The organism is Bradyrhizobium cosmicum, assembly GCF_007290395.2.
Lineage (GTDB): Bacteria > Pseudomonadota > Alphaproteobacteria > Rhizobiales > Xanthobacteraceae > Bradyrhizobium > Bradyrhizobium cosmicum.
In genome coordinates this window covers 3,706,619-3,724,018 of the sequence record NZ_CP041656.2, presented here as the reverse complement: position 1 = coordinate 3,724,018, position 17,400 = coordinate 3,706,619, and the positions used below count along the sequence as shown (strand labels likewise).

General features: G+C 62.6%; 20 protein-coding genes. 7 read left to right on the top strand and 13 right to left on the bottom strand.

Annotation, left to right across the window (positions count from 1 at the left end; genetic code table 11):
* The first annotated feature begins 56 nt into the window (after nt 1–56).
* The 5 genes from FNV92_RS17955 to FNV92_RS17935 are packed head-to-tail and all read left to right on the top strand — an operon-like array spanning nt 57 to nt 3,791.
* Nucleotides 57–260 carry a hypothetical protein gene (locus tag FNV92_RS17955; protein WP_143845412.1) on the top strand — a complete coding sequence of 68 codons (204 nt, stop codon included), beginning with the start codon at nt 57–59 and terminating at the stop codon, nt 258–260.
* A 3-nt stretch (nt 261–263) separates the two neighbouring features.
* Nucleotides 264–1,268: a hypothetical protein gene (locus FNV92_RS17950; protein WP_143845415.1), complete on the top strand. Its 1,005-nt coding sequence runs from the start codon at nt 264–266 to the stop codon at nt 1,266–1,268.
* Between the two features lie 9 nt (nt 1,269–1,277).
* The gene (locus FNV92_RS17945; protein WP_143845417.1) at nt 1,278–2,027 is read left to right on the top strand and encodes a hypothetical protein; all 750 of its coding nucleotides are present in this window, start codon (nt 1,278–1,280) and stop codon (nt 2,025–2,027) included.
* Nucleotides 2,027–2,419 carry a hypothetical protein gene (locus FNV92_RS17940; protein WP_143845419.1) on the top strand — a complete coding sequence of 131 codons (393 nt, stop codon included), beginning with the start codon at nt 2,027–2,029 and terminating at the stop codon, nt 2,417–2,419. Before FNV92_RS17945 ends, FNV92_RS17940 begins: the two co-directional genes overlap by 1 nt.
* Complete coding sequence (locus tag FNV92_RS17935; RefSeq protein ID WP_143846287.1) at nt 2,355–3,791, top strand: terminase large subunit domain-containing protein; 1,437 nt, start codon at nt 2,355–2,357, stop codon at nt 3,789–3,791. Before FNV92_RS17940 ends, FNV92_RS17935 begins: the two co-directional genes overlap by 65 nt.
* Nucleotides 3,792–3,809: 18 nt before the next feature.
* On the opposite strand, the gene FNV92_RS17930 is transcribed toward FNV92_RS17935, so the two are convergent.
* The 4 genes from FNV92_RS17930 to FNV92_RS17915 form a co-directional block, all read right to left on the bottom strand.
* A complete protein-coding gene (locus FNV92_RS17930) occupies nt 3,810–4,007 on the bottom strand; it encodes a hypothetical protein (RefSeq protein ID WP_143845421.1) in 198 nt (65 codons plus the stop codon).
* Nucleotides 4,004–4,903: a hypothetical protein gene (locus FNV92_RS17925; RefSeq protein WP_143845423.1), complete on the bottom strand. Its 900-nt coding sequence runs from the start codon at nt 4,901–4,903 to the stop codon at nt 4,004–4,006. Before FNV92_RS17925 ends, FNV92_RS17930 begins: the two co-directional genes overlap by 4 nt.
* Nucleotides 4,904–5,177: 274 nt before the next feature.
* A complete protein-coding gene (locus FNV92_RS17920) occupies nt 5,178–5,813 on the bottom strand; it encodes a hypothetical protein (protein ID WP_143845425.1) in 636 nt (211 codons plus the stop codon).
* Nucleotides 5,814–5,903: 90 nt separating this feature from the next.
* Nucleotides 5,904–6,176 (bottom strand): hypothetical protein, encoded by a 273-nt coding sequence (locus tag FNV92_RS17915; protein ID WP_143845426.1) that lies wholly within the window; start codon nt 6,174–6,176, stop codon nt 5,904–5,906.
* Between the two features lie 354 nt (nt 6,177–6,530).
* Here FNV92_RS17915 and FNV92_RS17910 point away from each other — a divergent pair, with 354 nt between their 5' ends.
* Both FNV92_RS17910 and FNV92_RS17905 read left to right on the top strand, forming a co-directional pair.
* Complete coding sequence (locus FNV92_RS17910) at nt 6,531–7,109, top strand: hypothetical protein (RefSeq protein WP_168213659.1); 579 nt, start codon at nt 6,531–6,533, stop codon at nt 7,107–7,109.
* A gap of 770 nt (nt 7,110–7,879) precedes the next feature.
* Nucleotides 7,880–8,041, top strand: coding sequence for a hypothetical protein (locus FNV92_RS17905; RefSeq protein ID WP_168213660.1), 162 nt, complete (start codon nt 7,880–7,882; stop codon nt 8,039–8,041).
* A gap of 24 nt (nt 8,042–8,065) precedes the next feature.
* Here FNV92_RS17905 and FNV92_RS17900 read toward each other — a convergent pair whose 3' ends face one another.
* From FNV92_RS17900 to FNV92_RS17860, 9 genes are all read right to left on the bottom strand, one after another.
* Nucleotides 8,066–8,356, bottom strand: coding sequence for a hypothetical protein (locus FNV92_RS17900; RefSeq protein WP_168213661.1), 291 nt, complete (start codon nt 8,354–8,356; stop codon nt 8,066–8,068).
* Nucleotides 8,353–8,574 (bottom strand): hypothetical protein, encoded by a 222-nt coding sequence (locus FNV92_RS17895; protein ID WP_143845434.1) that lies wholly within the window; start codon nt 8,572–8,574, stop codon nt 8,353–8,355. The genes FNV92_RS17900 and FNV92_RS17895 overlap by 4 nt, the downstream gene beginning before the upstream one ends.
* A gap of 749 nt (nt 8,575–9,323) precedes the next feature.
* Nucleotides 9,324–9,647 carry a hypothetical protein gene (locus FNV92_RS17890; RefSeq protein WP_015686063.1) on the bottom strand — a complete coding sequence of 108 codons (324 nt, stop codon included), beginning with the start codon at nt 9,645–9,647 and terminating at the stop codon, nt 9,324–9,326.
* 219 nt (nt 9,648–9,866) lie between these two features.
* The gene (ilvD, locus tag FNV92_RS17885) at nt 9,867–11,717 is read right to left on the bottom strand and encodes a dihydroxy-acid dehydratase (protein ID WP_143845436.1); all 1,851 of its coding nucleotides are present in this window, start codon (nt 11,715–11,717) and stop codon (nt 9,867–9,869) included.
* Nucleotides 11,718–11,989: 272 nt separating this feature from the next.
* A complete protein-coding gene (locus FNV92_RS17880; RefSeq protein WP_143845438.1) occupies nt 11,990–12,847 on the bottom strand; it encodes an ABC transporter permease in 858 nt (285 codons plus the stop codon).
* Complete coding sequence (locus FNV92_RS17875) at nt 12,844–13,773, bottom strand: ABC transporter permease (protein ID WP_168213662.1); 930 nt, start codon at nt 13,771–13,773, stop codon at nt 12,844–12,846. The genes FNV92_RS17880 and FNV92_RS17875 overlap by 4 nt, the downstream gene beginning before the upstream one ends.
* Nucleotides 13,773–14,765 carry an ABC transporter ATP-binding protein gene (locus tag FNV92_RS17870; RefSeq protein ID WP_143845441.1) on the bottom strand — a complete coding sequence of 331 codons (993 nt, stop codon included), beginning with the start codon at nt 14,763–14,765 and terminating at the stop codon, nt 13,773–13,775. Before FNV92_RS17870 ends, FNV92_RS17875 begins: the two co-directional genes overlap by 1 nt.
* Complete coding sequence (locus tag FNV92_RS17865) at nt 14,762–15,745, bottom strand: ABC transporter ATP-binding protein (RefSeq protein WP_143845443.1); 984 nt, start codon at nt 15,743–15,745, stop codon at nt 14,762–14,764. The genes FNV92_RS17870 and FNV92_RS17865 overlap by 4 nt, the downstream gene beginning before the upstream one ends.
* A gap of 3 nt (nt 15,746–15,748) precedes the next feature.
* Nucleotides 15,749–17,386: an ABC transporter substrate-binding protein gene (locus FNV92_RS17860; protein WP_041748892.1), complete on the bottom strand. Its 1,638-nt coding sequence runs from the start codon at nt 17,384–17,386 to the stop codon at nt 15,749–15,751.
* Between the last annotated feature and the right edge of the window lie 14 nt (nt 17,387–17,400).

Here is a 17,400-nt window from a genome sequence, read left to right as displayed (position 1 = left end):
CTGCGGCGGGAGGGTGTGATCCCCTCCCCGCGTGCGACGATGGCGGGGGCGGCCTGATGAGGTCCAACAGCAAGCCGCACGAAGATCTCGTTTACGAGATCAGCCACGGTTCAACCGATGAGAATTTTGCCTCGCTGATTGCAGGCATCGCCGATCGCATCGAAGGTGCGCGCCTCAATCCCGTGAAGATCTCGGACCTGGTCTCCATCCTCCGCGAGGATACGACCAAGCTTTACAAAGCCGTGATGCGGAAGGGCTGAGCCATGAAGCGTCACTTCCTGACCTGGTTGTTCAGTCTGGCGTTCATCGCGCCCTCGTTTGCAGCCGGCACCATCCCCGGCATCAGCATGACGCAGCAGCTTGACGAGCTCGCCCATCCGCTGAGCGGCGGCAAGCTGTACCTTATTCAGGCTGGCACGACGTCAACGCCGCAAAACTGTTACCAGGACACTGGCCTCACCCTGGCGTGGCCGAACCCGGTGACGCTCGACGCCGCTGGCCGCGTGCCGCAGCTGTTCTGTGCGGATGGCAGTATCAAAATTCGCCTCACCGACAAGAACGGCTCTCAGAAGCTCGTTCAAGACAATCTGCTGATTGTCGGTCCTTCCGGCGGGGGTGGCGGGGGCGGAACGGTCGATCCCACGACGATCTTCCAAACCGGCGCCTTCATGCAGTTCTACGGCACCAACACGCTGACCGGATGGGTCCGCTGCAATGGCCGCACGATCGGCTCCGCAAGCTCCGGGGCAACCGAGCGCGCGAACCTCGATGCGCAAGCCCTATTCCAGTATCTCTGGAGCGCTGATGCAAATTTGGCTATCGGGGGTGGCCGTGGAGCATCTGCTGCGGCGGATTGGGCAGCGAATAAACAGCTCACTTTGCCTGATTGTCGCGGTCGCATAGTCGCAAGCCTTGACGACATGGGCAACGTGGCTGCGGGGCGTCTTACGGCAACGTATTTTGGAGCCGCTGCAACCGTGCTTGGTGCTTCTGGAGGCGGAGAAAGCCTGACCCTTACGGCTGCACAGATCCCCGCTCATACGCATCCGAACACTCTGACGGATCCTGGTCATACCCACACCTACCAACAGCCAATCTCCTTTGGCGCTAGTGGTGCGGGCGCTGGTATCCTTGGCTCTGCCACGTCTGGAAATACGGGGAGTTCAACAACTGGCATCACCATCAACAATGCAGCGAACACGGGCGGTGGCAATCCTCACCGCACTGTGCAGCCCACCATCCTCGCCACGACTTTCATCAAACTGTAGGGGCGCTCTATGACGAGCCGAGAACTTCTAAAGCGGAGCGCATTCGCCAAGCGCAATCCCGAATGGCACGATAACCTTACCGGAGCCAATATTGCGATCGCGCACGCGCACAGCATGCTTTCAGCGGGCAAGCTGACGCCGCAGGAATTCAAGGACTATGAAGCGCATCTCTGGCACCAGTTGCTCGACGAAATGCCGATGGACGTCTTTTCCGAGATGCAAGCCGATGGCTCCCTTAAGGATCTGGAGGCGCTAGCGCGCGGCTATGACGGCGATCGAGATTCCGGTGACGTTACGGAGAGTCGGAAATCTGCCGAGCGCAAGGTCAAGGCTGACGCTTTGGAACAAAAGTGGCTCGACGGCACGATTGACGATAAAACGTATGCGCAGCTTTCCCGTGATCATGTGGGCAAAAGCGAGCGCCTGGACGATATGATCGCCGACGGCAAGCACGACAAAGCCGCTCACGAGGTCTTTGAGAGGAGCTACAACGAGCAGCCGAACCATGAGCACATACTTACGCAGTATCTTCGAAAGACGTTCGGCGGAAACGACGTGGAGGCCGCAGAAAAGGGCGGCCGTACGAATTGGGAGAAGGCGACCGACAAGAACGGCGTAACGGATCTCGACGCGCTAGAGACATTCGAGCGCGAATCCGAGTCCGCGGACACCCACCCCGGCGGATATGTCGAGCACGACGAGAGCCAAGATCTTGGCTCCATGTTCAGCAACAACCCCAACCGTGGCGACGAGGAGTGATGGCCGAGCAAGATGCAAAGACCGGCCGCTTTCTGCCGGGTAACAGCGGAAACGGCGGCCGCCACAAAGGTGCGCGCAACAAGCTGCATGCCGATTTTATCCAGGCGCTGTTGGATCACTTCCATATGAGGGGCACCGCGGAAAACACGGGCAGCCTTCCGCGTGGTCAGGCGGCAATCGAGATCGTCTATCGGGAAAACCCGCGTGATTATTTGAAGCTGATCGCCAGCGTGCTTCCGAAGGAATACACCATCGAGGACAACCGGTATGACGACGTCGGCGACGAAGAGCTCCGCGAAATCATCGACGACATCCGCCGAAAAGCATCTGAGCGAGAAAGAGGCCAAAGCGCTGGCGAAGGCGCAAGCGGAGCTAAATCGACGCTTAACTGAGAACCGTCTGAAGTATTACCGCCCCTACCCCAAGCAGCGCGCATTTCACGAAGCCGGCCAACTTTATCGAGAGCGATTGTTTCGCGCAGCCAACCAGGTCGGCAAGACGATCGCCGGCGGTTTTGAGGCCGCGATGCACGCGACGGGTCGATACCCGGACGATTGGAGGGGTAAGGTTTTCGATGAACCGACCTATGCGTGGGTCGGCAGCCCGACCGGCGAGACATTGCGGGACAATCCGCAACGCATCCTGCTCGGCCGCGTCGGACAGCACGGGACCGGATCGATCCCCAAGGATGCTATCGTCGAGACGACGCCGGGCGCCGGCGTCTCCGATCTGGTCGGCAGCATCGTCGTCCGCTGGGGCGGTGGTGGTGACGTACAAGCCGGTCAAAGCTCGATCGGCCTCAAGTCCTACGTGCAGGGCCGTGAGAAGTGGCAGGGCGAAACGTTGCATTGGCTCTGGTTCGACGAGGAGCCCCCTGAGGACATCTATTCGGAAGGACTGACCCGCACCAACTTCCACCAGGGGCCAGTTTGGCTGACCTTCACCCCTCTGCTGGGCATGTCTGAGGTGGTGAGGCGCTTCCTGCTCGAGAAGTCCTCCGATCGTCACGACACGTCTATGACGATCGACGACGCAGAGCACTACACTCCAGAACAGCGGCAGAAGATCATCGCAAGCTATCCCGCCCATGAGCGAGACGCCCGCACCAAGGGCGTCCCTATCCTGGGCTCGGGCCGCATCTTCCCGGTCACGGAGGAGTCGATCACGGTTGCGCCGTTCGATATCCCTACCCACTGGCACCGGATCGGCGGCATGGACTTCGGCTGGGACCACCCCTTTGCCGCGGTCGAGCTCGCCTGGGATGCTGACCAGGACGTCGTCTATGTGATCAAGGCCCATAGGCTGCGGGAAGCCACTCCGGTGGTGCACGCTGGCGCAATCAGGTCGTGGGGCGCCCTGCCCTGGGCATGGCCCCGTGACGGACGGCGGGAGACGCTGGAGGGCGCCGGCGTGGCGCTGGCTGAGCAGTACCGGGCCCAGCAGCTCAACGTGCTGGACGTCCACGCGCAGTTTGCGGACGGCTCTGTCAGCGTCGAGGCCGGGCTGATGGACATGCTGACCCGGATGGAAACCGGCAAGCTGAAGGTATTCAGCACCCTGCTCGACTGGTTCGAGGAGTTCCGGCTGTACCACCGCAAGGACGGCAAGGTCGTGAAGCTGGGGGACGATCTGCTCTCAGCCACTCGCTACGGGATGATGATGCTTCGCTTCGCCGAGCAAATCTACCGGCGGGACAAGCCGCGGCGCCGGCGGGGGTTCTTCTGGGGTGGCGGGCACGATGGCGGCGCCTGGATGGGATCCTAGCCGCGGCGTTGTAGGGCTTTAGCCTTGATGGCTTTTACTTGCCATAAGGTACTCGCACGAAGGCGATATCTCGACGCCCTTAGTCGGATCACCAAGTACCCGACGAAGATCGAGCGCGGCAAAATGGCCGGTTCGATCGTAGTTTTGATACATCCTGCGAACAGAAGAAACAGTCTCAGGCGGTTGGTTGTCGGTCACGTTGTGCTCTTCCTTCACGATACATCTCCCTCGGCTATTGCGGCATCCAGCGGCTTATGTCGCACCCAACGGAAATTCCGGTCGTTCGTGATCACAGCTATTTCGATAGGCCCCCCGCATACTTGGGGCAAATTCGAAAATTTCATAGCCTTGATCGTACTCAGGATACAAGTGTACGTGAAATCAATGGCATCCCGAATTGGAACCGTACCGGGGTGCTGCAGCGTGAATTCATCAATAAAAGCATCGAATTCGGCAGGAGTTCCTGCCCATTTCCCTGAGGCTAGGACCTTGTTGCGTAGCCCTATGTCGCAGCCGCGAATTAGCCTTAGGATCAGGTTCGGTACTCCCCAGAACTTCTGGGTGCCCACCGGTAGGTCAACTGGACTTGGCTTCGCACCCACGTACGGGTCGATCGTGATCTCAAAAGCAGCGGGCCGCCGGTTCGACGCGACGTGGCCGCCGATACAAAAACCGACCCCCAGTGTGTTCAGCAACCTTGCAAACTCGTCTTCCTCATCCTCGGTGCGGGCGCTCGGCGCTGGAGGCACGCCAACTTGGTATTCTGTCTTGGCCCTGAGCACATCTCTCCTTGCGAGAAGTGGAGCAAGAAAGGACGATGATGCGTACGCATTCCAAAAATGATCGCACCAGCGATGAGCGACTTCAGCAACGCTGGTCGGCGGGGTCGCCGTTAGATCGTCAGCAAGTTCTGCAATAAGCATTCGGTAGCTGCTCACCGCTAGGCCGCCTAAGCCCCAAGTTACGATCCCAAGCGAGCTGCCCTCACCAACTTCGAAAAGCTTTTGTGCGTGATTGAAGTAGTGGTGGCCGTCGGGGTTTGCGTACGTCGATGTACTGTCGGCTCCGAGCACCAAACCCTCGGGAGACAGGTAGCAAGCTGCGATGGTCAAACTAAACCCTCCAGCTGCCGAATTGTTAGATAGCAGATTCGCGGCATCGCTTGGTTAATGGTTCTTAAGGAATGTGGCGGGGTAATAGGGATGGGCCAACTTCTAAAAACGCGAAATATATGAACTCCCTCCTCCCTCATTTGTTATTGGCATAAGAGCGCAACCTGCAGGAGAGTGCAAGAGGAACGCACTCAACTTTAGAAGTGGGTTAAGGTCGTGCGGCCCTTGCCCTGCCCCGACTCAAACGCGCCGCTTTCGCAGCGGAGGCCCTGGATCAGGACCTCGCAAGAGTATGAAGACCGTACTCGCGCCATTCCTTCACCAACGATGCAACGGGTGGGACTGACGAGCGGCAAAGTTCTGTCAGTTTGTCGCCGAGCCGCCCCACTAACAGAATTAAGTCCCGCATCTCCCCGTATTTTATCGACTTCCAATTCTTGCGATCGAGAAGATGGACCACTCCGAAGTTGCGGAAGTGAATGAGTCTAGAATGCATGCCCCAGTCGATCTCGTTATAGATTGAAAGAAAATCTGCGACCATCTGTGCTGGTGACGAGCCAAACATCGACTGAAACTCTTCGTACTCGCCGTAAACCTTCTGAATCAGTGCGTGTTGCGTCTCAGGCTCTTTCAATCGCTTGTAAACGCCTTGGAAGCTCACGGTCTTTTCGTCGCTGTCCAACAGGACACATGTCCGAACTACGGCCATCATGAGCGTGCCGTCCTGAAAACCGAGCGCGGCTTGGTGCCATCCCTGGGGATATTTTACGTTGCCCTGCGCATGTCTGATGGCCTCATTTGCTCCTTCGCCAAGACCAAACGACATTGAGGCCAAAGCGGCAATTGCGGACAGACGAGGCGCAGCTTGAATTATGAACTCGGCGTCGGCCGTCGCTTGATCGCTCGTCATCTAATGTGTCCAATGATAGAGAGCCCAGCCCGTCAGCAACACGGCAGCAAGCACGAATTCAATCAGGCGCGGTCGTCTCATCGGATTGCCTTATGGCATCGACATGAGATCCCAAAGGCGGAGGGTGCCGAGAGCTTCGCGCATTTCATCGGACTTATGTTTGATTTTGCCGTTCTCTATCCAGTGCCGAACTACGGCAGCCGGCAGATTTATTCGATGGACGAGTGGTAGTTGAGCGGCAATATAGACTGCCACCTCTTGGGGCGTATTCCCTGAGGCTTCGCCTACCTGCTGCATTGATCTGCGATAAGAGGTCTCGATCAGCGTCGGCGAGATGCCGAGCTTTGCCAGTGCTGAGTTCACCCGAATCCCATAAAACATCCAGAGAGTGTGCCTGAGGCGTCGCGCGCGCGAAAGCCCTCCGAAGAGGGGATTATGATCTGGCTTTCAGCCCCAACTCCACAAGTCGGCGAATAGCTTCTGGACGACTAGCCACATCGTGTGCTTCGCGCCATGCGTCGATTGCAGATAATTCAGGGTCTTGCCAGCGCATGCCGATCTGAGTGCCGCGTCCGGTGGTCGGCGGACGGCCACGCTTCTTTTTTGGGGTACCCTTAATTGACTTAAGCATAAAAATGGGGTACCACAAAAACAAGCCGAGGGGAAGTTGCTGCTTCCGCCCCGGCTCTAACCCCAATCACGTAGGACTGGAATCCAATGATCGAGGCTGACAGCGTGCATAGCACGCCACCCCTAAACGCGTCTGTAACTCCGCTGAGCGGGCTGGCTGACGAACGGCGGCGATTCCTCTTCCATGCCGCTGGCGTGGCCGCTGGTGGCGCCGCAATCGCAATGGGACTTCCGCTGCCCCAGCCGGCTGGAGCCGCTGTGGCGAGTCCGGACCCGATCTTTGCGGCCATCGAACGGCACCGCGCGGCCTATACTGCGCATGACGCCACTTTGGGCGATGACCAGCTCGAGGCGGAAATCCCCTTCCGGCTCAGGCAATCGAGCTTTTACGACGCCGAAAGTGACGTGCCTGACTGGCGCGTCAAAACCGATCATCCAAAATGGATTGCTCACATCGAGGAGCAACGCCGAACGTGGCATGAGGAGCAGAAGGCCGCCGCGGAACTCATTTCAACCGAGGGGTTGACCCCCGCCGGCGCCGTGGCGCTCCTGGCCTATGCGCGCGATCGAGAGGACCGCGGCGACCATTGGCCTGACTTTGAGGAGGGCTCTTGGCTCTACCTGATGCTCTGCCGGGTGGTGGAAGCGTTGGCGGTAACGGCATGAGACTAATCCGAGCCCTATGGGCGCTCCAGCGGCTCAGGTTCGCCCGGTGGCGCGTTGAGCGAACACTTGCCACGGTAAAGTCAAACTGAGCCATCAGGCTCTCAGTAGCGATCGGAGCCCGATCGCTTAATCTCCAAGTCTCAACTCCCGCTGGCTCACAAGGTCGGCGGGTTCTCTTTGGGGAAGAAGCGGTTGAGATCTCTGCGCGAGCTCTTCAACTAGCATCAACAGTGCACGGCGGGTCCCGCGGCTCTTGATCTCTTTAAAGGCACTAATCAGGCAAAGGGCTTCGCGATCATTCGCAAAAACAGTCATTTGCACTCCGGAGTGAAGGCCGCAGCAGGGGGACTGCTGCGGCCTCATTGTCGAAAAATTCCGGGTGAAAAGATCTAAGTGAAATATGCAGCCAGCCCCGGTGAGGTGATCCTACTCCCGCGCTTTCAGCTTGCAATATGAACCATTTCACAAACCATCCGCAGGCTTAACAGGGGTAAGGGAAGGCCCGCCGGGCTGGCTGCTGTCGGCGGGCCTTCACCTCGAACAAGGCCGCGTAATCCCCCACGGCCCCGTCCCAAGCTCATATTTTGGACTGGCTGGATTAACAGGCCGTGTGCACCATGCGCCGGCTGCCAGGTGCACCCGGCAGGCCTCCCGGCCTCGCGCCAAGGATAGGTGGGGGCCCGCATTGATAATAGAGGCGGTCTAATCTGGCGGAAGCAACAGGAATGAACATTTTTGCAGATCCAACGTCTTATTGAAAAGACGTAGGAATGCGTGTCGTGGCTACAAAAAACGAGCGTGTGCAACTCGAAATGAAAATCATGAAGTACCGCATGATGGCTCGGCAGATGGCGGCTGACCCAGTGGAATCGGAGCGTATTCGCGGACTGGTGATGGAGCTCGAAAAGAAGCTCCGCGCGATCGACGAGTGAGGCCGTCTCAGTTGGAGGCCTTGGTCACTGATCTCTCTTCAGCTTTCGCCGGCCCCAGTGCGGTTCCTTGCCCTTCGGATTGAACTCCGGGACATAATGCCGGTTCAAGGCACGCATGATGCCGATACGGGCGAACATCGTAGGCCCGCCGCCTTCCGCCACCAGGATCAACGTCTGCATCGCGGCCTGCCATTCTGGCGCGCTGTGCTCCTTCTTCGGCAGTGCGGTGATGTACTCGCCGGCCTCGAGCAGCGTCGCCAGCGTGCGACCGTCGGGCAGCGATATCGGTTCGTCGAAATCACGAGACCAGGTCATTTCCAGACGGGCGCGCCAGTCCGGGCCCGCTCGCTGCGGGCGATCTTCTTGGCGATTTCTTCCGCTTCCTTCTTGCTCGGGTGGCCACTTATGGACCGCCGGCCCGCGTTCTCATCGAACTGCACGAAGGTCGAGACGCGGATCTCGTACCGATGGTTTAGGTCGCCATCATCGCAGCAAATTAGGCGAACGTGGGTGTAGGGCTTGGGCTCGGGCATTCAGCTATCGAAACGGGACGCTGGCCAGAGTCAAATTGTCGATTACTGGTGGCTCGGAACGCGGGCGAGCTACCGCCGCTCGTGGGTGTGGAGATCTGCCTTGCGATAGTTCTCAGCGATCTCCAGAAGGGCAAGCCGCGATGGCTCGTGGTGCACTTCATCCGCCCACGTTCGGCAGACCCGCTCCATTTCGAGATGGTCGCGCGTGCCTCCCTGCTTAATGACGCCCGACAATGCACCAAGGATCAACCTGGCCAATGCGACCACAACCCCGCCCCTCTTTCGAGTTGGGCAGCCGGTTGCTACCGGATTTGCTACCCAACTGATTGGGACGACGCGGGATGAGCGGATACGAATGAGCCCGCACGATTGAGGAAACCCTGCAATCTAAGGGCTAAACGGGATTCCCAAGTATAGGACGGGATGACCGTTCCTGAATTTCAAGACCGGTGCCTTAAACCACTCGGCCACCCTTCCAAACCCGGAATGGCTGTCGCTTAACGTAGTCGGTGGCGCAAGGCAACGCGAAGTTGGCCCCTCGCCCCCCCGATCTGTCAGCCGCCTGTCAGCCTGTTCCCTTAGCCTATGCCCCTCAGCAATCCCGGACACTGGCGACATCTCCCAGGGCGTCGCTGGTTGCGAGGCCCGGTTTGGATTCGTCTCCGTTTCCGGGCCTCGTTTGCTGTCCCCAAAAGCAAAACGGCGCCCCGTGAGGAGCGCCGCATCGAGTTGTTGGTAGCACGGTCGGCTCAGTAGCCGCAGGACGCGCAGCCCATCTGCACCGGGGCATAGTAGGAATAGCCGGGCGAGACCATCTCGACGCGCTGGCGCGTGGCGTATTGCGGCGGGATGCGCTCGTACTGGACGCTCGGCGGCGCGACCATCACGGTCTGTGGCACCATCACGGTGCGGTACTGCGCCGGCGCGCGATGCGCGACCACGGCGCCGGGCGACACCATCACGGTCTCGTCGACGGTGCGGTATTGCGGCTGCACGTATTGTTGCTGATAGCAGGTCTGACACGGCGGCGGCGCGTAGCAATTGTAGCAGCCGGCGGACGCGGCTGATGTCATCGAAATCGCAGCGACGGCCGTGGAGAAAACAACAGCAAGAGTACGAGACATTATGTGGTGCCCCAGTTGCCCGAAATGGATTTGCGAAGGTCGCCGCAGTATACGCCGCAAAATCCGACTCCGCTGAAGTTCATGGGGACGTCCTTAATGCGAACGGCCGGCTTTCGCCGGCCGTTCAGAACTTGTTGACCATGTGCACGCAGTGCGCACATGCAGTGATCAGTTCGAGCGACGCTTCACCTCGCGCACCGCGCCGCGCGCGGCGCTGGTGGTGAGCGCGGCGTAAGCCTGCAGCGCGGTGGAAACGTTGCGCTTGCGGCCAATCGCCTGCCAGGCGGTATCGCCCTTCGCCTCCTCCGCGGCACGGCGGCTGGCGAGCTCCTCGTCGGAGACCTCCAGCGTGATGCTGCGGTTCGGAATGTCGATGGCGATGCGGTCGCCGGTGCGCACCAGGCCGATGTTGCCGCCTTCGGCCGCTTCCGGCGACAGATGGCCGATCGACAGGCCGGACGAGCCGCCGGAGAAGCGTCCGTCGGTGACGAGCGCGCAGGCTTTGCCGAGTCCCATCGATTTCAGATAGCTGGTCGGATACAGCATCTCCTGCATGCCGGGGCCGCCGCGCGGGCCTTCGTAGATGATGACCACGACCTCGCCGGCAACGACCTTGCCACCCAGAATGCCTTCCACCGCAGCGTCCTGGCTTTCGAACACGCGCGCCGGGCCTGAGAATTTCAGGATCGAGGCGTCGACGCCGGCGGTCTTCACGATGCAGCCGTCCTGCGCGAGGTTGCCGTAGAGGACGGCGAGGCCGCCGTCCTTGCTGAAGGCGTGCTCGAGATTGCGCACCACGCCCTTCTCGCGATCGGTGTCGAGCTCGTCGTAACGGCGCTCCTGGCTGAAGGCGACCTGGGTCGGGATGCCGCCGGGCGAGGCCCGGAAGAAGGTGCGGACCGACTCGCTCTTCGAGCGCTTGATGTCCCAGCGCTCCAGCGACTCCTTCATGGTCGGCGCATGCACGGTCGCGACCGACGTGTCGATCAGCCCGGCACGATCGAGCTCGCCCAGAATGCCCATGATGCCGCCGGCGCGATGCACGTCCTCGACATGGACGTCGGCGACCGACGGTGCGACCTTGCACAGCACGGGCACGCGGCGCGACAGCCGGTCGATATCCTGCATGGTGAACTTGACCTCGCCTTCATGGGCGGCGGCGAGCAGATGCAGCACGGTGTTGGTGGAGCCGCCCATCGCGATGTCGAGTGTCATCGCGTTCTCGAACGCCGTGAAATTCGCGATGTTGCGCGGCAGCACGGAGGCGTCGTCCTGCTCGTAATAGCGGCGGACGATATCGACGATGGTGTGGCCGGCCTCGACGAACAGGCGCTTGCGGTCGGCATGGGTGGCGACCACAGTACCGTTGCCGGGCAGCGCCAGGCCGAGCGCCTCGGTCAGGCAGTTCATCGAGTTGGCGGTGAACATGCCCGAGCAGGAGCCGCAGGTCGGGCACGCCGAGCGCTCGATCACCTTGACGTCCTCGTCGCTGACCTTGGAATCGGCCGCGGCCACCATGGCATCGATGAGGTCGACGGCCTTGGTCTTGCCCTGGAGCTTGACCTTGCCGGCCTCCATCGGGCCGCCCGAGACGAACACGGCGGGAATGTTGAGGCGCAGCGCGGCCACCAGCATGCCCGGCGTGATCTTGTCGCAATTGGAGATGCAGACCATGCCGTCGGCGCAATGCGCGTTGACCATGTACTCGACGCTGTCGGCGATCAGTTCGCGCGACGGCAGGCTGTAGAGCATGCCGTCATGGCCCATGGCGATGCCGTCGTCGACCGCGATGGTGTTGAATTCCTTGGCGACGCCGCCGGCCTGCTCGATCTCGCGGGCGACCAGCTGGCCGAGGTCCTTGAGGTGGACGTGGCCGGGGACGAACTGGGTGAAGGAGTTGACGACCGCGATGATCGGCTTGCCGAAATCGCCGTCCTTCATGCCCGTCGCGCGCCAGAGGCCGCGGGCGCCCGCCATGTTGCGGCCGTGGGTGGTGGTGCGGGAGCGATAGGCTGGCATGGCGGTTTCCGTCCTCGGTTTGCATCGGCCGGGCGGGAAAATATGGAAGCCGCCTCAGGCCTTTCCGGCCGGATAGCGCACGGGGTGGCTCGGCGCAACGGGAACTTGGGTCGGAGGGGGCCGGATCGGGCGTTCGCAGGCCTCCCCTGCTCCCGGCGCGTGGACACAGGTGGTCTCAGCCGTCATGCCCGGGCTTGTCCCGGCCATCCACGTTCTCGATGCAGCGGAAAAGGTCGTGTATGGCCGGGACAAGCCCGGCCATGACGCAGCATTTATTGCAGGGTCGGATCAAGCCGGTCGCGCAGCCAGTCGCCGATCACGGAGACGGCCAGCGTGGTCACGACGATGGTGGTCGCCGGTGCCAGCATGATCCAGGGCGCCCGGGTGAGATATTCGCGGCCGTAGCCGACCATGTTGCCGAGGCTGGTCATCGGCGGCTGCACGCCGAGGCCGAGGAAGGACAGGCCTGACTCCATCAGGATCACCTCGGGAAACACCAGCGTGGTCGAGACGATCAGGGTCGAGGCGATGTTCGGCAGGATATGCCGCAGATAGATCCGCGTCGGCGTCGCGCCCAGCTGGCGCACCGCGGCGGCGTAGCCCTGCGCATTGGCGGAGATGGCAAGGCCTCGCGCGATGCGGGCGTAGCGCTCCCAGCCGAACATTCCCATCAGGCCGATGAGCAGCGGCAGCGAGTTGCCGAAGAAGGCCAGCACCGCCAGCGCCATGATCAGGAACGGCATGCTGGCCTGGAAGTCGGTCAGCATCAGCACGAACTGCTCGATCACCCCACGGAAATGCGCGGCGAGGAAGCCGAGCGTGGTGCCGACGATGGCCGAGATCGCCGTCGCGCCGAACGCGATCAGCAGCGAGATACGGATCGAGACGAGCAGCCGCGACAGCACGTCGCGGCCGAGCTCATCGGTGCCGAGCCAGTGCGCGACATTGCCGGGCGCGGACAGCCGGTTGCGCAGGTCGAGCTGGGTGTAGCCGTAGGGCGCTATCTTCTCGGCGAAGGCCGCGATCACCAGCATGGCGACGATCCAGGCGACCGCAAGCGCGACCGACACGGGAATCGCCGGGAGTCTGAACCGGCGAACGTATGCGTCCTTCAGCGTCGCGTCGGTCATGCGTGCGCTCCTTTGGCACGCAGCCGCGGATCGAGGAAGCCGTAGAGGAAATCGACGATCAGGTTGGACGTGACCATGGTCATCGCCACCAGCAGCAAGATGCATTGCACCACGGCAAGGTCGCGGTTGGCGACGGCGACGACGAGCAGGCGCCCTACCCCGGGCCATGAAAACACGCTCTCGACCACGACCGCGCCCGCGATCAGCGACCCCACCATGAAGCCGAGAATGGTGACGGTCGGGATGGCCGCGTTCGGCAGCGCGTGCGACGTCACCACCTTGCGCCACGGCACGCCCTTGGCCGAGGCGGTGCGGATATAGGGCTGGCCGAGCACCTCCAGCATGGCGCTGCGGGTGAACCGCGCCAGCACCGCGGCGCCACCGAGGCTGAGCGTCACGATCGGCAGGATGGCGTGGCGCCAGCTGTCCTGTCCGCCCGAGGGCAGCCAGCCGAGTTGCACGGCGAAAACGAGAACGAGCAGCAGCGCCAGCACGAAGCTCGGCACAGTGAAGCCGGCGACCGCGGTCATCATCACGGCGCGGTCGATTCCCGAGCCGCGATGCAGCGCGGCATAGATGCCGGCGGGAACGCCGAGCGCCACCTTGAAGAAGAAAGCCGGCAGCGTCAGCGCCAGCGTCGCAGGGATCCGCTCCAGCACGAGTTGGATCGCGGGCCTGCCGTCACGCATGGAGCGACCGAGTTCGCCTTGCGCGATGGCGTGGAAGTAGTCGAGATACTGGAACCAGATGGGATCATCGAGACCCCAGGCCTTGCGGAAGGCCGCGATCACTTCCGGCGGCGCTTCCGGTCCCAGGATCATCAGCGCGGGATCGCCGGAGAGCCGAAGCACGACAAAGGCGAAGGTGACGACGAGCACGATCGTCAGGGCCGCGCGTCCGATGCGAATGGCGAAATAGCGTCCCATCACGCCGCGTCCCGCGTCTCGGCCTGCGGCCCCGTCACGAGATGGCAGGCCACCTGGCGGTCGCCGCCGACGACTGCGAGGGCCGGCGTCTCCGTCGCGCAACGCGCGATCGCGCGCGGGCAGCGTGGATGAAAGGCGCAGCCTTTCGGGCGCGCGGCCGGGTTCGGCGGATCGCCCGCCAGCACGATGCGGCCCGCGCTGCGGCGGCCCGGTGCCGGCGAGGCCGAGACCAGTGCTTGCGTGTACGGATGCTCCGGCCGTGCGAACAGATCGTCGGCGTTGCCGATCTCGACGATGCAGCCGAGATACATCACGGCGACGATATTGCTGATCTGCCGGACGACGCGCAGATCGTGGCTGATGAACAGCAGCGTTAGCGATAATTGCGCCTGCAGATCGCAAAGCAGGTTCACCACCTGAGCCTGGATCGAGACGTCGAGCGCGCTGACCGGCTCGTCGCAGACCAGGAAATCGGGCTTTGTCGCCAGCGCCCGCGCCAGCACGACGCGCTGGCGCTGCCCTCCGGACAGCGCGCCGGGATAGCGGACGCCATGGCCCGGCGTCAGTTCGACCGCGCGCAGCAGCTCCCGGACGCGCTCCTCGCGCTCATCCGATGTCCCGAGGCCGTGAATGTCCAAGGGCTCGCGGATCTGCGCCGCGACCGGCAATCGCCGATCCAGCGCGCCCAGCGGGTCCTGAAAGATCATCTGCATGCGCGCGCGTTGCGCGCGCCACGCAGGCGTTCCCGGCGCGGCCATCGGCTTGCCCTCGAACCCGACGTCGCCGCGGTCCGGTGGCTCCAGCCCGAGCACGATGCGGCCCGTGGTGGATTTGCCCGAACCGGACTCGCCGACGAGACCAAGCGTCTCGCCCTTGGGGATCGTGAGCGACACGCCGTCAACGGCATGAACCGCCGTGCTTCGGCCGAACATTCCGGAGCGCATGCTGTAGCTGCGCGAAATCGAGCGCACCTCGACGAGCGGCACGTTCATTCGGCGGCAATCCCGAGCAAGGCACGGCGCGACGCTTCGGCGCGGATGCAGGCGACTGCGCGATCATTCGCGATCGGCGCAAGGCTCGGCGCGGCCAGACCGCACGGCTCCGCCGCGAGCCCACAGCGGGGCGCGAAGGCGCAGCCGCCGGGCATGCGCGCGGGATCGGGCACGGTCCCGGGAATGGCGGTAAGCCGCCGGCGCGGCCCGTCGAGCGGCGGCAGCGCGCCGATCAGGCCCTGAGCATAAGGGTGCACGGGATCGGCGAAGAGCTGGTTGCTGGGTGCCTGCTCGACGATGCAGCCGGCATACATCACGGCGACGCGGTCGCAATTTTCGGCGACGACGCCGAGATCGTGACTGATCAGCACCATCGCCATGTTCATCTCACGGCGGATCGACGACAGCAGCTCGAGGATCTGTGCCTGGATGGTGGCGTCGAGCGCGGTGGTCGGCTCGTCCGCGATCAGCAGGTCGGGATTTCCCGCCAGCGCCATCGCGATCATGATGCGCTGCACCTGGCCGCCGGAGAACTCGTGCGGATAGGCTTCGAGCCGCCGCTTTGCATCGGGAATGCCGACGATATCGAGCAGCCGCCTGGCTTCGGCCTTCACCGCCTCGCCCTGGAGATCGCGGTGCAGCGCGAGCGCTTCGCAGAGCTGCCTGCGGATCGTCAGCACCGGGTTGAGCGCGCTTGCCGGATCCTGGAAGATCATGGCGACCCGCCCGCCCCGCACCCGGTCGAGTTCGGCGGCCGCAGCGCCCAGGATCTCACGACCGTCGAGCCGCACGGAGCCCGTGACCTTCGCATGCCTCGGCAGGAGGCCGAGCGCAGCAAGCCATGTCACCGACTTGCCGGATCCGGATTCGCCGACGAGGCCGAGGGCCTCGCCCTTGTCCAGGGTGAGATCGACGCCGCGCAGCACCGGCACCCCGTTGAAGGCGACGCCGAGGCGTTCGATGCTGACGAGAGGCGCCATCGATCAAGCCTCGAAATTGCCGGCGCGGAAGTCCATCGCAAAGGCCGGCGACGCCTTCCACTTGATCGACTTCGGCTTGGCCGTGAATGTCGCGTTCTGGTGCAGCACCGTGTAGGCGGGATCCTCGCGCTCGGCGATCTCCAGCATGCGGCGGAACGCCTTCTTGCGGGCGGCCCGGTCGGTCGAGGTCTCCAGGAACTCCGAGAGCGTATTCAGCTCGGCGTTGGTCCATTCGCCGATCTGCTGCTGTTGGCCGTTCGGCCCGTGCTGGGCGACCAATGACGACACCGGATCGTTGAAGGCGGCCGAGTTCGACCAGTCGCGCACCGCCCTGGTCGGCGCACGTTCCATGACCTGCGACCAGTTCTCCTTGGTTTCGATCTGCACGTTGAGGCCGACCGACTTCCACATCTCGACCAGCACCTGCGCGGTCGCGACCTGGTTGGTGTAGTAGTTGTTGAGCAGGCGATAGGGAATCGGATCGCCCTTGTAATTGGCCTGCTTCAGCAGATCCTGCGCGAGCTTCGGATCGTAGGCGGGTACGTTCCAGTCGGCGTTGAACATATCGCCGTAGAACTCCCATTGCAGACCCTTCGGCACGCGGGTGCGCCCGGCCCACAGGCTGTCGACGATGGCCTGGCGGTCGATCGCATGGGTGAAGGCGCGTCTGACGAGCGGATTGGCGAGCTGGGCGTGGTTCTTGTCGAACACAGTCAGGCGGTGATTGAGGATCGTGCCGCCCTGCACTTCGAACGCCGCGTTCTTCTCGATGCCGGCGATCTGGTCCGGCGGGATGTCGCAGGCGAACTGGTATTCGCCCGAGAGCAGGCCGTTGATGCGGCTCGCAACCTCAGGCACTTCGAGGAAGCGGATGCGCTTGAGCGGCGGCCGGCCGCCCCAATATTCGTCGTGTGCTTCGAGGGTCAGCGACACGTCGGGCTTGAGCTCGACGACCTTGTAGGGGCCGGTGGTGATCGGCTTGCGCGCCCAGTCGAGATAGCTCGCGGATTCATCCCAGGCGCGGCGGTTTGCAATGTCGGAACCGTAGCGCGACAGGCGGCCCTCGATCGTGACGTCGGGCGTCGCGTTGTAGAATCGCACCGTGTACTTGTCGACGGCGTCGACACGCACGAGGTCCGGCCAGATGCGGCGGGCAACGGCCGGCACGTCCGGCGGCAATTCCTTGCCGGGGCGAGGCGTCGGGATCTTTTCAAAAGCCTGGATGGTGGAGCGGCTCTTGGCCTCGCTCTCGCCGAACATGCGCGCACGGCTGAAGGTGAAGACGACGTCTTCGGCTGTCAGCTCATCGCCATTGTGGAACTTCACGCCCTGACGCAGCTTCAGCTCGACGGTCTGATCATCAATGCGGCGCCATTCGGTGGCAAGGCCCGGCACCGCCTCGAGGCTGCCGCGCCAGTTCTTCGAGATCAGGCCTTCCCAGATCGACGAGAAGAACACGCGCTCGCCGACATTGGACTGCTCGCGCAGCACGTCGAGCACGTTCGAATTCGTGACTTTTTGCACGGCGATCGTCACCGACGGGCGGTTGTCGGCCTGTCCGATCGCGAAGCGCGGCAGCAGCAGCGTGCTTGCGGCAGCACCGCCTGATTTCAGGATGGTGCGACGGGTGAGCTTGCTCATGATGGTCAATCCTG

Excerpts from the sequence above, each read along its gene's own strand:
- FNV92_RS17920 (WP_143845425.1), bottom strand. The coding sequence starts at position 5,813 with ATGACGAGCGATCAAGCGACGGCCGACGCCGAGTTCATAATTCAAGCT.
- FNV92_RS17895 (WP_143845434.1), bottom strand. The coding sequence starts at position 8,574 with ATGCCCGAGCCCAAGCCCTACACCCACGTTCGCCTAATTTGCTGCGAT.
- FNV92_RS17900 (WP_168213661.1), bottom strand. The coding sequence starts at position 8,356 with ATGACCTGGTCTCGTGATTTCGACGAACCGATATCGCTGCCCGACGGT.
- FNV92_RS17905 (WP_168213660.1), top strand. The coding sequence starts at position 7,880 with ATGCGTGTCGTGGCTACAAAAAACGAGCGTGTGCAACTCGAAATGAAA.
- FNV92_RS17940 (WP_143845419.1), top strand. The coding sequence starts at position 2,027 with ATGGCCGAGCAAGATGCAAAGACCGGCCGCTTTCTGCCGGGTAACAGC.
- FNV92_RS17945 (WP_143845417.1), top strand. The coding sequence starts at position 1,278 with ATGACGAGCCGAGAACTTCTAAAGCGGAGCGCATTCGCCAAGCGCAAT.
- FNV92_RS17890 (WP_015686063.1), bottom strand. The coding sequence starts at position 9,647 with ATGACATCAGCCGCGTCCGCCGGCTGCTACAATTGCTACGCGCCGCCG.
- FNV92_RS17880 (WP_143845438.1), bottom strand. The coding sequence starts at position 12,847 with ATGACCGACGCGACGCTGAAGGACGCATACGTTCGCCGGTTCAGACTC.
- FNV92_RS17955 (WP_143845412.1), top strand. The coding sequence starts at position 57 with ATGAGGTCCAACAGCAAGCCGCACGAAGATCTCGTTTACGAGATCAGC.
- FNV92_RS17870 (WP_143845441.1), bottom strand. The coding sequence starts at position 14,765 with ATGAACGTGCCGCTCGTCGAGGTGCGCTCGATTTCGCGCAGCTACAGC.
- FNV92_RS17950 (WP_143845415.1), top strand. The coding sequence starts at position 264 with ATGAAGCGTCACTTCCTGACCTGGTTGTTCAGTCTGGCGTTCATCGCG.
- FNV92_RS17910 (WP_168213659.1), top strand. The coding sequence starts at position 6,531 with ATGATCGAGGCTGACAGCGTGCATAGCACGCCACCCCTAAACGCGTCT.
- FNV92_RS17860 (WP_041748892.1), bottom strand. The coding sequence starts at position 17,386 with ATGAGCAAGCTCACCCGTCGCACCATCCTGAAATCAGGCGGTGCTGCC.
- FNV92_RS17875 (WP_168213662.1), bottom strand. The coding sequence starts at position 13,773 with ATGGGACGCTATTTCGCCATTCGCATCGGACGCGCGGCCCTGACGATC.
- ilvD (WP_143845436.1), bottom strand. The coding sequence starts at position 11,717 with ATGCCAGCCTATCGCTCCCGCACCACCACCCACGGCCGCAACATGGCG.
- FNV92_RS17865 (WP_143845443.1), bottom strand. The coding sequence starts at position 15,745 with ATGGCGCCTCTCGTCAGCATCGAACGCCTCGGCGTCGCCTTCAACGGG.